The sequence below is a fragment of the Neobacillus sp. D3-1R genome, from assembly GCF_052180215.1.
Classification (GTDB): Bacteria; Bacillota; Bacilli; order Bacillales; family Cytobacillaceae; genus Pseudoneobacillus.
In genome coordinates this window covers 3,922,339-3,943,106 of record NZ_CP197471.1, presented here as the reverse complement: position 1 = coordinate 3,943,106, position 20,768 = coordinate 3,922,339, and the positions used below count along the sequence as shown (strand labels likewise).

At 38.5% G+C, this 20,768-nt stretch carries 10 protein-coding genes; 4 read left to right on the top strand and 6 right to left on the bottom strand.

What is annotated here, in order from left to right; translation table 11 throughout:
• Positions 1-54: 54 nt before the first annotated feature.
• Positions 55-1,002, top strand: a complete 948-nt coding sequence (gene trhO, locus ACSBPO_RS20060; protein ID WP_442596442.1) for an oxygen-dependent tRNA uridine(34) hydroxylase TrhO — start codon at positions 55-57, stop codon at positions 1,000-1,002.
• A gap of 157 nt (positions 1,003-1,159) precedes the next feature.
• Here the strand turns inward: trhO and ACSBPO_RS20055 are convergent, their stop codons facing one another.
• Positions 1,160-1,708 (bottom strand): hypothetical protein, encoded by a 549-nt coding sequence (locus ACSBPO_RS20055; RefSeq protein WP_442596440.1) that lies wholly within the window; start codon positions 1,706-1,708, stop codon positions 1,160-1,162.
• 280 nt (positions 1,709-1,988) lie between these two features.
• On the opposite strand from ACSBPO_RS20055, the gene ACSBPO_RS20050 reads away from it, so the two are divergent.
• On the top strand, positions 1,989-2,408 hold the full coding sequence (locus ACSBPO_RS20050; RefSeq protein ID WP_442596438.1) for a VanZ family protein: 420 nt from the start codon (positions 1,989-1,991) through the stop codon (positions 2,406-2,408).
• A 90-nt stretch (positions 2,409-2,498) separates the two neighbouring features.
• On the opposite strand, the gene ACSBPO_RS20045 is transcribed toward ACSBPO_RS20050, so the two are convergent.
• Entirely contained in the window at positions 2,499-4,337 is a 1,839-nt protein-coding gene (locus tag ACSBPO_RS20045; protein WP_442596436.1) for a sensor domain-containing diguanylate cyclase, read from the bottom strand.
• A gap of 237 nt (positions 4,338-4,574) precedes the next feature.
• Positions 4,575-5,366 (bottom strand): metal-dependent hydrolase, encoded by a 792-nt coding sequence (locus tag ACSBPO_RS20040; RefSeq protein ID WP_442596434.1) that lies wholly within the window; start codon positions 5,364-5,366, stop codon positions 4,575-4,577.
• A 271-nt stretch (positions 5,367-5,637) separates the two neighbouring features.
• On the opposite strand from ACSBPO_RS20040, the gene pulA reads away from it, so the two are divergent.
• Positions 5,638-12,036: a type I pullulanase gene (gene pulA / locus ACSBPO_RS20035; RefSeq protein WP_442596432.1), complete on the top strand. Its 6,399-nt coding sequence runs from the start codon at positions 5,638-5,640 to the stop codon at positions 12,034-12,036.
• A gap of 267 nt (positions 12,037-12,303) precedes the next feature.
• Here pulA and ACSBPO_RS20030 read toward each other — a convergent pair whose 3' ends face one another.
• From ACSBPO_RS20030 to ACSBPO_RS20020, 3 genes are all read right to left on the bottom strand, one after another.
• Positions 12,304-14,685, bottom strand: a complete 2,382-nt coding sequence (locus ACSBPO_RS20030) for an immune inhibitor A domain-containing protein (protein WP_442596430.1) — start codon at positions 14,683-14,685, stop codon at positions 12,304-12,306.
• Positions 14,686-14,878: 193 nt separating this feature from the next.
• On the bottom strand, positions 14,879-15,904 hold the full coding sequence (locus ACSBPO_RS20025; RefSeq protein WP_442596428.1) for an ATP-binding protein: 1,026 nt from the start codon (positions 15,902-15,904) through the stop codon (positions 14,879-14,881).
• 162 nt (positions 15,905-16,066) lie between these two features.
• Entirely contained in the window at positions 16,067-17,269 is a 1,203-nt protein-coding gene (locus ACSBPO_RS20020; RefSeq protein WP_442596426.1) for an AimR family lysis-lysogeny pheromone receptor, read from the bottom strand.
• A 526-nt stretch (positions 17,270-17,795) separates the two neighbouring features.
• Between ACSBPO_RS20020 and ACSBPO_RS20015 the strand changes: the two genes are divergently transcribed.
• A complete protein-coding gene (locus ACSBPO_RS20015) occupies positions 17,796-20,765 on the top strand; it encodes a right-handed parallel beta-helix repeat-containing protein (RefSeq protein WP_442596425.1) in 2,970 nt (989 codons plus the stop codon).
• Positions 20,766-20,768: the final 3 nt, after the last annotated feature.

Sequence of the window (20,768 nt, the reverse complement as noted above, 5' to 3'; positions counted from 1 at the left end):
TATCCCTATATACATTTATATCTTGTAAATATAAATCGATAGGTGGCAGAAAAAATGACTCAAAAACCTTATAGAGTTTTGTTGTATTACATGTATGTTCCAATTGAGAATCCAGAGGAGTTTGCTAAGGAGCACAAGGAATTTTGTGTGGAGCTTGGACTTAAAGGCCGCATCCTGATTGCCAATGAAGGAATGAACGGTACCGTTTCTGGAACAATGGAACAAACGAATCAATATATGGAAAAAATGAAGCAGGACCCACGTTTTGCGGAGATGATTTTTAAAATAGATGAAGCCGATGAACACGCTTTTGCTAAAATGAAGGTGCGTCATCGTCCAGAGCTTGTGACTCTTCGGTTAGAAGATGATGTGAATCCAAACGAAGTAACGGGAACCTATTTAAACCCAAAAGAATTTTATGAAAGATTACAAGACCCCGATACGATCGTCTTAGATGCGAGAAATGATTACGAATATGATCTAGGTCATTTTAGAGGAGCTATAAAACCAGATATCCTCAATTTCCGTGACTTACCGCAATGGGTTAGAGATAACAAAGAAATGTTTGCCGACAAGAAAATCATCACGTACTGCACTGGCGGTATCCGTTGTGAAAAATTCTCCGGCTGGTTACTAAAAGAAGGTTTTCAAGATGTTGCTCAGCTCCATGGCGGAATTGTCACCTACGGAAAGGATTCCGAAGTGCAAGGTGAGTTATGGGATGGTCAGCTTTACGTGTTTGATGAAAGAATTGGAGTTCCTGTTAATCAGAAGGAACATGTGATTGTCGGAAAGGATTATTTCACTGGTGAGCCATGCGAACGCTATGTTAACTGTGCAAACCCAGAATGTAACAAAAAAATCCTTTGCTCAGAAGAAAATGAACATCAATATCTGCGCAGCTGTTCTCATGAGTGTCGTACACATTCTAGAAACCGTTACATTGCTCAACACGGGTTAACGGAGGAAGAAGTGGCGGAGAGATTAGAAGCTATTAAATAATATAAAAATCTAGCAGTCGGGGTTAGAAGCTAACTGGATCTCTTATGGGAGGGAAAGTTAATTTTTAGACTCAAAATAGCCTATTAGCCAATCAATTAGCACCATAAATAACACTTTAAATAGTAAAAACGTTTGGGATTTTAACCCCAAGCGTTTTTTATTTAATCATTTGATTAGCCATCTGTATTATTTCCTCTTTATGTTGTTCTACGGGAATGTTTTTATTAACATAAACAACATCATATGCTACATTATCCAGTTGGAAAGACACAGTATTTTTTAGATATTTGCCAACGACACCATTTTTTAATTCGACTTCTTCAGCGTTTGGTACTTGCATGTCGGAAACTGGATAGTCAACTTTTATCATTAAAATAATGTTGTTATCTTTGTATTTTGTTGAGGTTCTAAACTCCACCATTAGTTTCTTGCCATCATGTGTCATATCATTAATGACAGGAGGATGAAAAGGTTGAGCATCAAATGGTAATTCTTCGGGTAAGTACATTTCAAACGGTAGTGCATCTAGACCAACCTTTACAGATTGTGCTTCATAAGTAATAGGTATTTTTTTTGCTTGTTCCTCTGTAACATCCTTCATTTCTACCTTTGTTAATTTTGATGTATCAAGAGCTCCGTTTTTAGCGGTTTGACAACCAGCAAGTAAAAGTAAAAGAAGTGCTAAAACTGATACTATTCTTTTCACCTGTATACCTCCTTGAAGTTGTTTGTATGTTCTACGTTTTTATATTTAAAAGGTTTCATCTAACCCTTATTTTGACATTTAATTTGAAATCCCTGTAAATAAATATTTTTCTCTCGCAAAAGGGAACCCGTTGGTTAAAATCCAGGCTGTTTTTATTTTACTTTCATTTCCAATTAATGCAAAATGGAGGTGAACCTGTAAAATTGGAAAGACCTGTATATCTCTTTTCTTTCTCGTATATAATGGTTTAAAGTCTAAACTTTTAGTAAGGAGCCCGTTTATGAGAATTGTTTTAATCATGGTTTGGGCAGGGTTCATTTTTTTATCTACTTGTAACTCTAGCTTTCCTGATTTATTGGAACATCAGCAAATTAGCTTTCATTGGACCTTTACCCCTTCTTTTGAAGAACTGCTATATCCATTGCCTACGGAAGATAATCCGTATTTTACCCTACAAAAAATCGGTCACGCCCTGTCTTTTTTTATTCTAGCACTTTTAGTTATGGCTAGATTTCCTTCAAAGATTCAAGCATTCATTCTTTGTTTTTCCTATGCTGTTTTAACCGAAATTCTCCAATTATTTTTCATGCGAGATGGAAGATTATTTGATATTGGATTTGATTCGATCGGAATACTTTCAGCCATTATCCTGATGCATTTAGTCTGGAAGATAACAAAGAAAAAATCCTGGCCCATTTGATTTCTATCCTTTCGGTGGGGAACTTTAGCGGACTAACATTCCGTTAAGTGTGTCAACAAAAAAAACGCATGGTTCGCAATGACCCATGCGTTAGTAACTCCCCGACATGATAACGAGATTTCTTCCTTCTTCCTTGGCAAAATAAAGTGCCTCATCTGCCCGTCTTATTAGATTGCGTGGTGAAAAGTTTTGGTCAGGGACGGTTGTTGCGACACCGATACTAATGGTTACATAAGGTGAAGTGTACGAACCTTTGTGGGAAATTTGTAGTTCCTTCACTGCATTTCTGCATTCCTCGGCGATTTCGTTCATTTGTTCTGATGTCCTGCTTGAAATGAGGGCAATGAACTCTTCGCCACCCATTCGGGCAACTGTTCCATTATATTTTTCTAATGTTTCCTTTAAACAGGCTGCCACTTGAATCAATGTTTTATCGCCTTGTTCATGACCGTAAGCATCGTTGTAAGATTTAAAATGATCAATATCAATGTAAAGAATCGATAACATGGTGTGATTGTGAATCGCTTTTTCCCATTCTGTTTCATAGACATTGTCAAACAAGCGTCGATTCGGAAGCTTTGTTAGCTGATCTTGATAGGATATTTCGGTTAAAGCTGCATTTACACGCTGCAGTTCCTGCTTAGAGAGCTCTAAAGACTTGGTTCGTTCATAAATCTTTTCTTCTAATGTTTGATTCAATTCAGTTAATTCCTGTGAATATTCCTCTACCTTCTGAAAAGCAATGGTCACGCGCTTAGCTAATATATAACTTTGTGAAAATATAAAGATAAAAAGTCCAAAGCTAGAAAGGTTCATCGACACAATGGTTCCATTGATAAAAAGGATATCATTAATTACGGTAAGTGCATAAAAGGCGGCGCATATAGCTACAACCAAAGAACCTTCTCGTTTTCTGTAAAGGGCTAAGCTCAAAGAAAAAATGAGGTAAATGAGCGTGATGATTGTAATAGCTTGGTACAAGAATAAACTTCTAGTGTAAATAATGGCAGGTGTAACTATAACTAGTAAAGCAAATAAAGAGCTGAGGATGGAAAGGAATTTGCAATACTTTCTTGAAACTTCCTCTTTATATAAATAGTGTAAAAACCATGTAAACAGAGGCACCACTGAGTAAAAAGTCAAGTACTCTATTTTTACCAATAGCTCCCATGGGAACCTCTCAAAGAATTCAATTAAAACCTGTTCCCCAATCACGAGCGTTCGTAAACTAATGACAAGATTCACAATTCCAAATAATAGTAAGACTTTTTCCCTTTTCCGGTACATATATAAAACAATATGATACAAACCTGAAAGAATTAAGCTTCCTATTAACATCGATTCAAATGCAAAGTTTTTCTTCGTCGCATCCATGATTTGTTCGGGTGTTCCCAATACTAAGCTTCCCCATAAACCACCGCTACGATAATGGAAGTTTGATATCGCTATGTAAAGATTTACCGTATCATTTTTAGCGGTGAAAAATACTTCTTGCGGTTTATAAAAAGGAGTTGTTGTCTTTTTGGTGTTTCCTGGGTTCCCGTTGGTCATCATCAATTGATCGTCAATCCATAGCCGGTAAGAATTCGAAAGGGTAGGAATCTTTAATCCGTAGCTTTTTCCCGCTTGAAGTCCTTTGATTTGTAAGTGATATAAGCCGTAACCAGTAGAGGGAAATCTATTATTATCATTCCATACCGAAGGAATGCTAAGTATAGAAGGTTGATGGGAGGAAAGGTGACCAGGATCCATCGTTTCCCAATAAAATTCCCATTCACCATCAAGCATAACTGTTCCATTTTTATCAAAATTCCAATTGCTTAGAGTAGCTATTCCATTTTCAGCTATCGTACTAGGTGGTTTCATCCAACCTACTAAACAGAACAAAACGAAGACTAGGGTCATAGAATGAATGATTTTTATTTTCATAGAGATTAATCTCACCTGATTTGATTGGGTATTTTTAACACAACTATAGATTAATCATATAGGTAAATAGTCACAAGGTAAATTCGTAATATTCGACAAAGTTCGAGTATTTCCATCCTTTGTACTAAAAAAATAGGGGTAAAAGGAACGGAACAATTCCTTATACCCCTATTTTTTATTTTTTAAACTTGTCTGTATATTTCTGATCCAATTAATATGGTGCCCAACAAACCATTTTTAAATATCAAACTTTTTAAACTCTTTTTCTTCCCCATAACCTAAGGTAATCACTTCAGTTTTCTTGTAATCTCCTAATAATTCTTTTAAATCTTTATCCTTATCGATCATGAATCCAACTACAGGGAAAGCTTGTAATAATTGCTCCAACGATTCTGGGGAAGCCGCTGTTTCGTTAGATGGAAAGGTGTGGCTAGGAATGACGTATTGAACGTCTAATAAATGTTTCACCGCATAGGCTGCTTCTTTAGGACCCATTGTAAAATGACCTGATGAAGAAAGAATCGCAATGTCAGGTTGATAGACTTCCTGTATTAATTTCATATCAGACATGATCGCGGTATCGCCAGAATGGTAGAGGGTATGGTCGTTAGTAAAATCAAAAATATAACCAGCAGCTTCTCCTGCATAAATAGGAGTGCCTTCCGTTTCTCCATAAGAGGAGGTATGCCTTGCTTGAACCATCGTAACATCGACATCATCCATCGAGACAGATCCGCCGATGTTAATAGGCATGACATTTTTCATCCTTTTTTGAAGGAGGATAAGAGCTAATTCGTATTGTGCGACAATCATAATATCTGGGTTGTGTTCCACTAGCTTAGCAAGACCACTAGTATGGTCAAAATGCCCGTGTGTTAGAAAAACACCATCAATAGATTGATAGAAATCAGTCTGATTTAAATGAGCAGGAAATCCTGGGTTTAAATCAAAGAAAGGATCAATTAAGTAGTTCTTCCCAGCATTACTTTTTAATACATACATGGCATGACCTAAACGTTGAATCTTCATTCTATGCCCTCCAGAAAAAAATAATATTAATAGCTTCAAAATATTGTATTTAACTCTATAAAAAATAAGAACTAAATCCGTCATACTTTGTCTTATATTCTTTATTGATTAACTTAATAGGAGGTGCTATTCTTGGTTTAGTAGGTTTATGAAAGCGTTTGCATAATTTGTAGATTAATAGGGAATATTTCTCTTTTTTTGTCGAAAAAGGCAAACGTTTGCACTATTTTGTAAGAAGAAAAGTCATAAAGGTATAGGAGGAGAGAACTAGTTGAAAAAATCGAGAATAAGAGCGTTTTCGATTGCCATGGTCATAGCCTTAATGATGCAATTATTGACAGGTATTGCCCCATATGCAAACGTTAGCGCTGAAACCCAAAGTCCTATCATTCATGATGATGGCACGGTCACGTTTAATTATGTAAGTCAGGGTGAGTCTGCCGTCTATGTAGTGGGTTCATTTACCGATTGGGATTTGAGTAAAGCTTTAGAGATGACACTGCAAAACGGCATATTTACAGTGACAAGTGGTAGTTTACCAGAAGGGGACTATGAATATAAGTTTGTATTAAATAATCGGAGCTGGGATCAAAATACGACGGATCCACTAAATCCTGAGAACCGAAATAATAATTCCTATTTCCATATCGGTGCTCCTGCCCCAGTAGCGCAAAGTCCGATCATCAATGCCGACAACACGGTCACCTTTCAATATGTTGGGGACGGGGATCGAGTTCGGGTAGCGGGCAGCTTCACGGATTGGCAAAACGGTGCTATTGATATGGTGAAAAATGCAGAAGGAGTTTGGCAGCTAACGAAAGCATTAGCACCTGGTACCTATCAGTATAAATTCATTATTGGAGAAAATAATTGGATCACAGATCCAGGGAATAACAAATACTTAGATAGTAACTCTGCTCTATACGTACCAGGCATTACGATTCAGTCACCTAATGAGATTCAAAAAGGGAATACCGTTGAATTAACAGCGAAATTTTTAAATGAAAACGGTGAGGAATCCTCGATCACTCCTGAGTGGAGTCTAAAAGAGAGTAGAGAGGGTATTTCCTTAACGAATAACACTTTAACGATTGCCTCTTCTTATGCTGTACAGCCAAATGACAGTGTGACCATTGTGGCTGCCTACGATGGCAAGACGGCTGAAAAAAACATCAACATTCTAGACAGTTTATTTACGTATACCATTCATTACTATCGATTTGATGGGAATCAATCAAATTGGGATATGTGGTTATGGGAGGATGGGAAGGATGGAGCGGCTTATCCATTTACCGAAGTAACCGAAGATGGATATGCAAAAGCAACGGTTCAATTTCCATCTAATACATTAAACATCATCACAAGACCAGGAGATTGGTCTACACAGGAAGTCACGCGAAAAATAGAAATAAAAGATGGCCATTCTGTAGACGTATGGATTGTCCAAGATGTAGCGGATGTTTACTATACGAAACCAGATGTGTCCCCATCGATTCAAGCAGCCTTAATGGATTCTAAAAATGAAATCAATGTAAAGGTGAATAAAGAGTTAGCGGACGATGTGGTCTTTACGTTAGAGGATGAAGAGGCTAATGAGGAGATTCCGGTCACTGTCACCAAGATTTCTTCCAATAAAGTGAAGTTAACGGTTCAAGATCCATCTCGAATCGATATAAGAAAGGTTTATCTTGTTCGAGCCACAGGATTTGCCAGTAGAAACGTGATCATACGAAATGTCTTAAATGATGATTCCTTCTATTATGATGGAAATGATTTAGGGTATACCTATACAGCTGATGAAACCACGTTTAAATTATGGGCACCAACGGCAACGAAAGTAAGCGTAGCCCTTTACAACGATGAAGGTACATACGATGGGGCTTTTGTAAAAGATAACAGTGGCGGCCAAGAAACAGAAATGACGAGAGCCGATAATGGTGTTTGGTCGTTATCCGTTCAAGAGAACCTGGTCAATAAGTTTTACCTTTATAAAGTAGAATTTGCTGATGGTTCGGTAAACTACGCGGTCGACCCTTATGCGAGATCTACCTCTGCCAATGGGCAACGAACAGCCATTGTCGACTTAAATAGTACTAATCCAGCTAACTTTAATCCAGCAAATAAGCCAGCTCTTGTGTCACCAACAGATGCGGTTCTTTATGAATTACATGTAAGAGATTTCTCCATTGATGAAAATTCTGGCATGACCAACAAAGGAAAGTACAAAGCTTTTACGGAAACAGGAACAACGGGACCGAATGGTGTTAAAACTGGAGTAGACTCTCTTAAGGAATTAGGGGTTACCCATGTCCACCTTTTACCAGTCTATGATTTTGGTTCAGTTAATGAATTAACGGTTGATGACTCGAACTCTACTGATCCAAAATTCAATTGGGGATATGATCCGATACACTTTAATGTACCAGAAGGATCGTATTCTTCAGATCCACATAACCCAACATCACGGGTCATGGAATTTAAAGAAATGGTTCAATCTCTACACGATAATGGAATACGTGTTGTCATGGATGTGGTGTATAACCATACGTACAATCCAGAAAGCACCCAGCTTTTAGGAGGGGCACCATTTGATAAAATTATTCCAGGCTATTTTTACAGAACAGACGACGCTGGAAAAATAACAAACGGTTCTGGAACTGGGAATGAAGTCGCATCCGAAAGACCAATGGTGCGTAAGTACATTAAAGATTCCGTTAAATATTGGGCCACGGAGTATGGTGTCGATGGTTTCCGTTTTGACTTAATGGGCTTAATTGACCGCCAAACGATGTCCGAATTAACAAAGGAATTGAAGGAAGAAGTCGATCCTTCCATATTAGTATACGGGGAGCCGTGGACAGGTGGTTCTACTAGCTTAGACCCTGCGTTACAAAACGTTAAAGGTACACAAAAGGATCAAGGCTATGCCGTTTTCAACGACAACATCCGCGGTGCCATCAAAGGTGGCAGCGATGATGCAACGACTGGATTCGCCACAGGGGCAACCGGTAAAGAAAACGACATTGTTACGGGTGTGAAGGGTGCGATTACTGATTTTACGAATCGTCCATCCGAGAGCATCAACTATGTAACCGCCCATGATAATTTAAATCTTTGGGATAAGCTGATGAAGGTGGCTGGTCAGGATATTACGACTGAACCGCACGCTATCATTACAGAAGCAGATGTTCTAGATAATGAATGGATAAAACGTGATTTATTAGCCAATGGAGTGGTTTTAACTTCACAAGGGATTCCTTTCCTTCATGCTGGGGAAGAAATGCTAAGAAGTAAATACGGTGAACACAACAGCTATAAGAGCCCAGATAGTATCAATAAAATTCGTTGGGAACTAAAAGATCGATTCAAACCGGTATTTGATTATTACCAAGGTTTAATCAAGTTAAGAAAAACTCACCCTGCTTTTAAAATGAACACCAAAACAGCGATAGAGCAAAATCTTCAAGTATTCAAGTCTGACGATAATATCGTTGCGTTTGAGTTAAAGAATTTTGCTAACAACGATTCTTGGAAAAATATCGTGGTCATCTATAATGCCAACAAGGCAGCTAAAGAAGTGGCCTTACCAGCTAGTGCAGACTGGAATGTAGTGGTTAACGACAAAAAAGCTGGAACAGAGGTACTGAGCACGTTTAATGGAGATAAAGTAACCATTGCACCGCTTTCGATGATGGTGTTATACGACCAAAAAGAAGCGAATTATACTCCAGAAGTGACTAGTATTGAAACCAATGTCAGCACATTCGCTTTAGATCCTGGCACTTCTAAAACGATTACGGCTTACGCAAAAGACCAAAAAGGCCGTTATATGTTAGATCAGACCATTGAATGGACTTCTTCTAATGAGCAGGTTGCAACAGTGGTAAATGGCAAAGTGACAGCTGTTGGAAATGGAACAGCTGAGATTACTGCTGCTGCAGGCGGAGTAAGTGAAACAGTTACAGTAACAGTGGCTGATCTCGTTCCAGCAAAAGTGACGATTTCTGGTGAGAAGTCTGTATTTGAAACGTACTCCACACAGCTCACAGCAAAAGTAAAAGATCAGTTCGACCAAGAAATGTTAGGACAAAAAGTCACTTGGACATCTTCTAACTCTTCTGTTGCGATGGTAGATGGAAGCGGTAAAGTATCTGGATTAACTCCAGGGCAAGTTACCATAACGGCCACCGCTGGAAACGTCTCTGCTTCCATGGACATGGTTGTAAAACAAAATGTTCAACGGTTTGTCAAACTGAAATATGTTCGTCCTGATAAAGATTTCACCGATTGGAATGTTTGGGTTTGGAATACGGGAGTCAAAAATGATCAAATTGATTTTACAGAATTTGATGGCGACACCGCGATTGCCAATATTGAAATCGCCCCAACAACGAAGTCAATCGGATTTTTAATCCGTAAAGGAACTGATTGGAGCACGGCGAAAATTGGTCCAGAAAGTGATGATCATACTATTCAAATTGGTGCTGATGAAGTCATCACGAAAGTAAGGGTTGTTTCAGGAATTCCGGGTCAAGAAATGGTGCCTTCTGTTAAGGGTCCAATTTTACAAGATGGAAATGTTACCTTCTTCTATCGAGATGAAGCCTTGTATCAAGCGGATGAAATGAATACAATTGATGCTGTTAACGTGAAGGTTGAGGGTAAGGAATATCCAATGGTCTATGATGAAAAGAATGAATATTTCTCTTATACATTGGAAGGGATAGAGCCTGGCCATTATGAATATTCATTCCTCGTGAAAAAGGATGGGGAAACGAAGGAAGTAACCGATCCTAAGAACACGAAGAATGGAAAATCAGTTATCACCTATACGATTCCGAAATTGGATATCGAGGCACAAGTGAAGCCTGGAAAAATTTCTTACAATGAAAATGCTGTTTTATCTCTAAATGTTACTTCTGAAGAAGATGTAGCTATCAAGGAAATGTTTGTCGATGTCACTCCGTTGGGCGGAACAGCGAAGCTGATGATTGACCCAGCATTGAATGCTGTAACAATTGCTGTAAAGGATTCTGTTACGGCTGGAGTGAAAGAACTGCTTGTGACCGTTATTGATGAGTTTGGGAATAAGCATCAGCAAAAAGTAAATGTTGAGGTAAAGCCAAGAATTTCCCAAGGTCCGTTAGATTTTGATTGGGATGAGGCTCGAATCTACTTTATGCTGACAGACCGTTTTAACGACGGAGACAAGAGTAATAATGGTCTTGGCTATGATCCGAATCATGATGAAGCTTACCATGGTGGAGATTTCCGAGGCATTATTAATAAGCTCGATTATTTAGATGAGCTTGGTATCAATACGATTTGGATTTCACCTATTGTAGACAATATTGATTTCAATCAAGGGGCCAATTTTTCAACAAGTGAAAATCTTGCGGCAAAACAATATGCCTACCATGGCTACTGGGCGAAGGACTTTACAAGCTTAGATGAGCATCTTGGTGATATCGAGACCTTTAAGGAACTGATTGAAAAAGCGCATCAGCGTGGCATCAAGATTATGGTCGATGTGGTGCTCAATCATGCTGGTTATGGTATGAAGGTTATGGATCCAGCGTTTGCAGATGAAGAGGGGTACCCAACTGATGCTGACAGAGGCGAGTTTAAAGATATGTTACGCACGGAAAATGATGGTTCAGAGGTTCGCGGTGAGCTGTCCGGACTTCCTGATTTTAAAACAGAAGATCCAGCCGTTCGTGCCAAGCTGATTGAATGGCAAACCGCCTGGTTGGAAAAAGCAAAAACGGACAGTGGTGAAACGATTGACTATTTCCGCGTAGATACTGTCAAGCATGTCGAGAATACCACTTGGATGGCATTCAAAAATGCGTTAACAGAGATTAATCCTAACTTTAAGATGATTGGTGAATATTGGGGAGCGGGAGTGAATCAGGATGGAGGTTACTTACGTTCTGGTCAAATGGATTCTCTATTAGACTTTGATTTTAGAGATAAAGCTAGAGACTTTGTAAATGGAAATATGGAAGAGGTTGAAGCTTATTTACAAGATCGTAATGGTAGAATGGATAACACTTCGATGCTGGGCCAATTTTTAAGCAGTCATGATATGGATGGTTTCTTAACGGAATCGGTTGGTGGTGATGTAGGCAAGCTAAAGGTAGCGGCTGCTTTACAAATTACCTCCAAAGGTCAGCCTGTCATTTATTACGGTGAGGAGCTTGGCAATTCGGGTAAATCATCCTGGGAGTCAAAAGACGGTGTGATTACTCAATTCGGCCAAAACCGTGACAGCATGCCATGGGATAAGTGGGAAAGTAAAGATCCTGCAACCGTTGACTTACATGATCACTATGCAAAACTATTAAATATTCGTGGAGCGTATTCGAAAGTATTTTCAAAAGGTACTAGAACAAAGGTAGCTGGAAGCAACACGGACGGATATCTAGTGACGAAACGTGAATATCAAGGTGAGTCTGTTTTTGTTGGGCTAAACGTTACGGATAAGGATAAAAAAGTCACTATCTCAGTAGATTATAAACCAGGAACGGTTTTAGTAGATTTATATACTGGGAAGCAGTATGGGGTAGGAGCTAATAAGAAGATTAATGTGAAATTGGATTCTCGTGTGAACGGTGGAACCTTTATTTTGGTGGAAAAATCGTTGAAGAGACCTGACAAAAAGAAGTAATAGGAATGGACAGAGAGTTTTCAGACTCTCTGTTTTTTGGGGGTAAGGTGCCTAGGTTGAATATTCTGAATTGTTTCGAGTGTCCGATAAATATTAAAAAGTGTCCGATAAATCTAATATGCTGTCCGATAAATGAAATAACTTGTCCGATATCCTAAGTAGATTGTCCGATAAGATTAAATCAGGTCGGCCATTTTTTAAAAAATATACCCGATTTGCAGAAAAAACCTACCTTCAAAGGAGTGAAGGCAGGTTTTTTCAATTATTTTACTTGAAAATTAACACTTTCCCAACTGTTCCATCTGCACTTTGACCTACTACACGGAATTTTAATCCGTAAGTAGTTAGATTACGACCAGCATCAGCCATACCAGAGTTTGTAAAGCTTGCACTGTCATCGAAAAGTGGGTTTCGTTGTGTAAAGTTATCGGTTAAAGTAAATAAGCCTGGATAGTTTAAGTACATGCTATCCGTTTTATCTAAACCAAACGTTGCATCATGCACTTGATAACGTGTGGAAGCAACAGTTTGGTCACTCCAAGACAACGTATGTTGATCTGCGTCGACTACTCCTAAGAAACCATCTCCAGGATGAACGCCTGTCCAGTTATCATCATAAGATTCATCTACATACCACACGAGTAAACCTGAGTCATAAGACATTAGGCTTGCACCACGACGAAGGTGAGCTAAACCAGCATCCACTCCGTTATGAGATCTCCATTCTAATAGGTAGTAGTGTGGTGTTGTATATTTACCTTCATGCTTTTCAAAACCGTTAAGAGTGAATTTTGCCGTACCTTCAGCACCATCAAATAATACTTCATTTGAGCCTGCTGTTACTTTTACATTATCAACAAAGAATCCGTTTAAGTTGGTGCCCCAATCTGTCATATAACGGAATTGAAGTTGAATTTGTTGTCCTGCATAGGCACTTAAATCAATACTTTCGTGAACCCAGCCATTACTAGAACCAGTATAACCCGGCAGATTGGCAGCTATTGCAGGATATCCATTTGGATCAAGCTTACTAGTCGTTCTATTACTTGATAAAGATGTCCATGTCGCACCATTATCGGTTGAAACTTGAACCATCGCATAATCCCATTCTTCTTCAATATCATACCAAGCATCAAAATCAAGTGTTGCAGTTGCAGCGGTTGTTAGATCAACATTTGCTACCATTTGATGATCCACTTCATCGCCTTTACCACCATAGTATTCGTATGCACCCGATTTTGGAGTGTTTAATGCTGTTACTTTATCTGGTAAATCGATTCTTACAGCATCATTGTTTGTCCCTTTTGAATTTGCTTGGTCCAGCAATACTTCTGTTCCTACAGAAGTCACTTCATTCGCTTTAATCGTTGTACCTGTTAACCAATTGCCATATGGCATCGTTGCTTGTAAAAATTCTTTTGACCATGCGCTAAAGCCAGTTGGCTCTGTTCCAGGAATGTCTCCAGCCCAGCTTCCGCTCGCCATGATAGACCAATAAGCAACGGCCTCCCCGGCACCGCTATAAATTGTATCATATTCATCAGGTAGACCTAAATCATGACCGTATTCATGGGCGAATACCCCAGCTGCACCGTCTGCTGGCTCTATCGTATAGTCGTAAGCAGCCATATTGCCGCCCCAATAGCGCACATCGGCTTTTGTACGAGGAAGAGTTGTAACGCCTCCAAGATTCCAACGATGTGACCAAATAGCATCGGCACCTAAAGAACCTCCGCCAGCTTCTTCACCAACACTGGAATGAACGACCATTAAGTGGTCAATTAAACCATCTGGCTCACGATAGTTTCCGTCTCCATCCAAATCATAACGATCTTCTTGGTCATACATTTTTAAGTCAACACTTTTATCCTTTGCCACTGCATAAAGCGCTTCTTTTACAAGTCCCCGAGCATTTCGGTCATTATCACTGGAATCATTTCCGCCATAATACGCTGCAGGTTGAGATGCTTTATACCAGCCAGCCACTTGACCGCCAATCGTGTAACTGCCGCCCGATTGTTGTTCATAATATTGCTTCACTGATACCAATGTTTCGCCATTAGGACCTTTATAGCCTTTATCACCGAAAATCATATCCTGATAATGCTGTTTGGTATAATCGGCATAATACATGTCCGTATCACTGGATGTAATCTTAGAAGCAGGGAAATCTGGATATTCAATTAATAAAACTAGAACATTATCTTTACGTTGAGTACCGTTCCAGCTTTCTTCTTTGACTGAACCAACTGTTGTGGCTTGTCCTAATTTATTCCCTTTCCCACTAACAAGACCGGTATTGGTTAGGTTACCATTTAAATTACTTTGTAATTCCTTTTCATGTTCATGAAGCTCACCAACCTCTTTTGAGGAACCAGCAGCTTTGTTTTTTAAGAATTTTTGCAATGCTTTTTCCGCATCTGCAGGTGTTGCGTTTTGTGGAATCGTTCCATTTTTCTTAAGCATTTCTATCAATCTCTCATCATTTGCAATAGCTAAGTCAACAGGAGAGGATTTCGTAGTTGCAGCTGAAGCGGACAATGGTGTAGGGGTGTTCACTGCTAGAGTTCCAGCAAATAGGCTGCTAGCTACAATAGCACTTGCTGTAATACTAGAAAAAACCTTTAAGGCATGCTTTGTTTTTGCCAATCTTTATTCCTCCTTAAGTCATATGAATAGTACACAATGATTATCATACATACTATTCTGATTATTGTAAATATTAAGTTAAAATATATGTCGAAAGTACTAGTAATTTAATAGAATTTGTATATTGAACGATTAAACTAATAAAAAGGTGCTAGGCATCATCCAAAATACTTGGATGGTACCTAGCACCTTTTTATCTAATTGGTAAACAAATATGGAAGGTCGTTCCTTTTCCTACTTCACTTTCAATGGAGACACGACCGTTATGGTTATGAATCGTCGTAAAGACTTGGGTTAAGCCCATTCCCGTTCCATCCATTTTAGTAGAGAAAAACGGAGTTCCCAGCATCGTCAAGCTTTCATCGGGAATACCGACTCCGTTATCCGTTATTTTGATATGGACCATACTATCCTCTACATATTGTTTAATGATAATTTTACCATGAGTTTTGATTGCTTCAATTGCATTTTTGATTAAGTTAAAAAAGGCTTTGATTAGTAAATTTCGTTTTCCTACAATCATCACAGCTTCGTCTGCATAATTTTTTTCTATTTTTATATTAAATAATCTTTCATGAAACAAATAGGCGATGGAATCTAGTTCTTGACAAAGATTAATAGGAAACGATGGTTCATCTTGAAAATCAGGTTTGGTGACATGCAGCAAGTTATTTAAAGTTGATAAGGCTTTATCTAGTTCTACTTCCATTGTATGTAAATATTTTGGGTTATTTTCTTCTTTTAATAAATGGAGGAATCCCTTAACGGCTGATAAGGGGTTTCGAACTTCATGAACGATTCCAGCAGTCAACTGTTTAATAGATGCAATTTTATCAAAATGGGCAATCGGCTGAGTACTTTGATGCATAGGCAGTTCTCTTATAAAAAGACTAATATATTCTTTTTTCGAATAATGGGGTGCCATTTTAATTTCCGCATACATGAGTTGTCCTAATGATGAACGGACTTGATAAGTATACTTGCAAGGAACTTTATGACTTAACAGTTGGTGTATCTCATCTTTAAAAATTTCTTTAAATTCAGGTATGATAAAATGCGAAAAATCCGACTGAATGAAATCTTGCATGGTGCAATCAAACAAGGACAAACAAGACTGATTCGCATAATGAATTTTAGTATTCTGGTCAATGACTACTATCCCATTTGAACTTTGCTCAACTAATAAACTGTAATCTACATATCTATTTTCATCTATCATATTATCCCTCTATTAATCATAGTGAATGTGCTTGCAAAAATGATAAAAATCAAAAATGTACTATTATTATACAAAGATAAACACGAAACAATTTGAAATCAAAAAAGGTTGTGCCATTCTTTCCACTTTTGGAAAATTTGGCACAACCTTATATAAACGATATTAATTAACAAACACTTTATTATTTCCTAAACGGGCATTAATCATCGAATCGATAATCGTTTTATCGCATCCTAATTTTATTAATTCGCGAATAGGTAATTCGGCTTCGTTGATGAGGTACTTTTCAATAAACTTAGATAAAGATTTCATTAAAAGAGGGATACTTTTTTCAATCATTCCTGCACAAAGTAAAAAATACTCATCTTCTTTTTCTTCTTCTGTCAGCTCATTTAGTAAGTATCTAGCTTTTTCAAGATTATTGATTTTAATATTATACATGATTTTACTTTGTGGATATAATAAATCCTCTTCTTTGATATCAGCAAAATCATTAGCGATAATTTTATTGAGTGGTATGGTCTCTTTTAAAAGATAGTCAGCAAGTGCCTGTAAACTAGGATCAAAACAGGAAAGGTCCCTCATAATCGATTGACCTTTCATTATTAAGTCAATAGACTTCTTGTGGTTTGTGTATTGATAGATCACACCAATATTATAAAGATTAAAGCCTTTTAATAAGTATGAAATAACATATTGATTCGATTTCTCTAAATAAAAGATGGTATCTTCGAGATTATTTGCCCTCATCAGAATTTGACCATAGTAATTATAATAACGTGCTAAGTAACTATTACGAAGCAAACTAGGTGGAAGCTCATCAATGATTTGTTTAGCCTTTTCGCAATATTCTAAGGCGATTTCAGGTTGACTTGAAATGGAATAATGATAGAAACAAAGAGATAGGTACTTAAAAGCTTTAAGTTCCTTTGAATGTATAGAAGCGGATAAAAGAGATTCTAAATATTGAGCCTTATCCATTTTACCTGCACGATAATTCTGCCAAAGCAAATAATAGTCGGCCCATTCTCTATCTTTTTGCTTAGAAGTATGCTTAATGATTTCAGCTGCTTTAGTAACCGTTGCTTCATCACGATTTAGTCTAGCAATATCAAGAATGACCTTTAATGGGTAGATGGTCTTAAAGCTCGGTACTAAGTCTCTTAAAATAAGGTAACGGTCCATCTCTTTTGGAAATAAAAAATCCAATACCTTCATAATGACTTCAATATTAGGAATCCGCTGTCCATTGACAAACTTATTCAGCACCGTTCGATCAATTTCTAGCTGTTCACTCATTTGGCTAATTGAAAGTTCTTTATTTGCAATGGCTCTATTAAGTTTCTCAATGATTTTTTTACGCATCCCATAAACTCCCATACTTACCAATCTATTTTCTCTATTATACTAAAGAATTGAATTATGGGCATCTGTAAAATTTTTGAAGTCAGACCTTTAGTGAAATATATTCTTTAGCATCTTCATCCAACCAAATATCGATAGCCAAAGCGGTATGCTTAAAACCGCTCCCCATAGGAAACCCTTGAAAAAACCACTCGATTTATTTGTATCATTCATCCATTTTCACCCTAATAGTTTTTTTATCAGCATTGCCAGATATCAGACTGCTTATAACTATCATTTTAAAAAGTAGTTTTCGTATAGTTTGTGGTTTTCGTAAAAATCCCTAAAGCCGGATTTTTACAGGGGCTCTTAATAAGTGCTAAGCTCTTTTCTTCATTTTCATATGAGTTTAACACCCTATAATGTGAAATGCCTATTTATAGTTACAATAAGCAACAAAGTTTCAGAAAAGAGCCTAAAAAATAGGAATGGATTGGGAAATCTAGCATATCTATGAACTATAACTATTTAGATAGAGGGAGATGTCATGGGTATTCTAACCGTATCTCAAACCAATCCTACTGCCTTGTTTTCAACTATTTCCGAAGCCATACAAGTAGCCAAACCCAAAACGAGGATCCTTGTTGATCCAGGGACATATCGAGAAGCCCTTTTGATAGAAAAAGAGATTGACCTTGTTGGAAACGGTTCATCAGAACAGATCGTGATTGAAAGTAATGAAACGACCTGTGTTCGTTTGAAAAGTGATTGTGGCAGCTTTTCAAACCTAACGATTAGGGGAATAGGTGAAGACAACCAGTACGCAGTATTTATCAATCAAGGTGGCTGGCACTTTCAACAATGTCGTTTTTCTTCTTCTGGGACAAGTGTTCATGTCATGAATGAAGGAGCTGCTCCGACATTTGAAGCATGCACCTTTCATTCTAGTAAAATGGGTCTCACCTTATCGGAGGGAACCACTAGTAAACTAAAAGACTGTACCGTTGAGGGAAATTCCCAAATTGGCATAAAGGTGGAGAAACGGGCAAATCCACTTATTCGCCATACAAGGATCGTTGAAAACGAAGTAGGGGCCAGCTTTTTGGAAGAGGCTCATGGAACATTTGAGAGCTGTGAGTTTTTCGAGAATGACCATGGGGTGTTGGTCACAACGAAGGCTGCACCCATTTTTGATAGCTGTCATTTTGGCGATAACACCCAACATTTTAAGTTGGAGGACCAAGGGGTTTGCATTGTTCATCGCTGTTCCGTTAAAGGCGGAACAGTCGGCATGGAAGTGTTGGGGCAAAGCTATGCCACGATTATGGAATCTACTTTTGAACAGAACGAAGAACATCAGATTTGGGTGGAGGAAAGCAGTGTCCAGTTGAAAGATAGTGAGCTAAAGGAGTCCCAGATTGGTGTGTATGTGAAAGACGTGTTTCGAAGTCAGATTGAAAATACGAGTTTTGTGGGGCATTCCGTAGCTGGAATTACACTAGAACGAGAAAATGATATTTTTATTCATAAAAGTAAGGTTGAGGGTGCAGATTGTGGCGTTTGTTTTCAAAAGAAAGCGACGGGTGCGGTGCAGGAATGTGAAATTGTTTCGAGCGTCCTGACTGGAATTGCGGTGTTAGATAAAAGTGAACCGAAGATTGTGGATTGTCAGGTGAAGCAGGGCCAGAATGTTGGCTTATTTTTACAACAAGGAAAGGGAAAAGTGATCAACAGCCGATTCAGTGAAAATGCTTATCTCGACCTGCTTGGCGAAGGGGAAAATGAGACGGTCTTGGAGAACTGCTCTTTCGATAAAAAGAGAATGTTTACTCAAGAAGAGGTAAGTACTCCTACTGAATCGCTGTTTCAGGTCCTTGACGAGCTTCATTCCTATATCGGTCTTGAAGAAGTAAAGGAACGAATTTCGGACTTGATCGATTTTATCACCTATACGAAGGAAAGACAGAAGGCGGGGATTTCGACTCAAACTTCTATCAGTCATCATTGTCTGTTTCTAGGTAAGCCAGGGACCGGGAAAACGACGATTGCCAGATTGATGAGTAAAATCTTTTACCACCTTGGACTTGTAAAAAAAGGGCATTGTGTGGAAGTGGATCGAAAGGATTTAGTCGGTGAGTACATTGGGCAAACGTCGATGAAAACGAATAAGGTTCTGAAAAAAGCGGTTGGTGGCGTGCTGTTTATTGATGAAGCTTATACATTGGTTAAGCCTGATACACCGAATGATTTTGGGCGGGAAGCTTTGGATTTAATTTTGAAAAAGATGGAGGACGATCCGTCGTTTATTGTGATTGCAGCGGGCTATCCAGAGGAAATGCAACCCTTTATCGAGGCTAATCCTGGTTTAAAGGACCGGTTTAAAAGTCATTACCACTTTGAAGATTATACGCCTGAGCAGCTTGTTCAGATTTTAGAAAAAATGCTGGGGGAAGAAGAATACTGGATGGCGCCTGAAGCGGTAGAGCTGATTCGAAGTGAGTTTTTAGAGCTTTATCGAAAGCGCGACCGAACCTTTGGAAATGCCCGCATGGTCCGCAAGTTTTTTGAAGAATTGAAAATGAACCATGCGAAACGTTGCACGCGATACCAGCAATTTGAAAAAGCAGCATTAACATCGATTACAGTTGAAGATGTGAAGCCCTTGCTTCGAGTAAATCAAGAGCAAGCAAGTGAACCAATTCCGGTTAATGAAGATCGATTAACAGAGTTGCTGGCACATCTTGATGGTTTCATTGGGTTGGAGAAGGTGAAGAGGGAAATCAGAGAAATCGTGAAACTCGTGAAATATTACCAGGAAGAGGGCAAGGATTACACAGGAAAATTTGCGCCGCACACCGTCTTTCTTGGAAATCCAGGGACAGGAAAAACTACCATCGCTAGACTGTTAAGCCAAATCTATGAGGCACTGGGGATTCTACCGGTTGGCAATCTAGTGGAAACCTCTCGGGATGATTTCGTTGCCGGTTATGTTGGACAAACGGCATTAAAGACGACAGAAGTGTTGAATCGAGCGATGGGCAGCACGCTTTTTATTGATGAAGCCTATGCCTTAACAAAGCAATCTGATTTCGGCCAAGAGGCCATTGATACGATTTTAAAAAGAATGGAAGATGACCGTGGCAAGTTTAGCTTGATTGTAGCTGGATATACACAGGAAATGAAGAAGTTTTTAAAATCGAATCCTGGGCTCGCTTCCAGGTTTGGACGAGCCATTCAATTTGAAGACTACTCACCAGCGGAAATGGTCCAAATTGCCAAAAAGATGGTGAAGGACGAAGGCTTCCGAATGGAAACAGAAGTAGTTGAACGATTACAAGGGTATTTTGAGGAATGTTATCAAAATCGTGATCGCTATTTTAGTAATGCACGGTTAGTACGAAATGTGGTCGAAAGAATGATTCGTTCGGCTACCCTTCGTTTGGCTGATTTGGACAAAGAAGACCGGAAAGGCAAGAATATCCTTACCACGACCGATTTTATTGGGATTTTTGTGTGAGGG

What these genes read in the sequence shown, in the direction of transcription:
- ACSBPO_RS20015 (WP_442596425.1), top strand. Translation starts at nt 17,796, where the DNA reads ATGGGTATTCTAACCGTATCTCAAACCAATCCTACTGCCTTGTTTTCA.
- ACSBPO_RS20050 (WP_442596438.1), top strand. Translation starts at nt 1,989, where the DNA reads ATGAGAATTGTTTTAATCATGGTTTGGGCAGGGTTCATTTTTTTATCT.
- ACSBPO_RS20045 (WP_442596436.1), bottom strand. Translation starts at nt 4,337, where the DNA reads ATGAAAATAAAAATCATTCATTCTATGACCCTAGTCTTCGTTTTGTTC.
- ACSBPO_RS20040 (WP_442596434.1), bottom strand. Translation starts at nt 5,366, where the DNA reads ATGAAGATTCAACGTTTAGGTCATGCCATGTATGTATTAAAAAGTAAT.
- ACSBPO_RS20020 (WP_442596426.1), bottom strand. Translation starts at nt 17,269, where the DNA reads ATGCGTAAAAAAATCATTGAGAAACTTAATAGAGCCATTGCAAATAAA.
- ACSBPO_RS20025 (WP_442596428.1), bottom strand. Translation starts at nt 15,904, where the DNA reads ATGATAGATGAAAATAGATATGTAGATTACAGTTTATTAGTTGAGCAA.
- trhO (WP_442596442.1), top strand. Translation starts at nt 55, where the DNA reads ATGACTCAAAAACCTTATAGAGTTTTGTTGTATTACATGTATGTTCCA.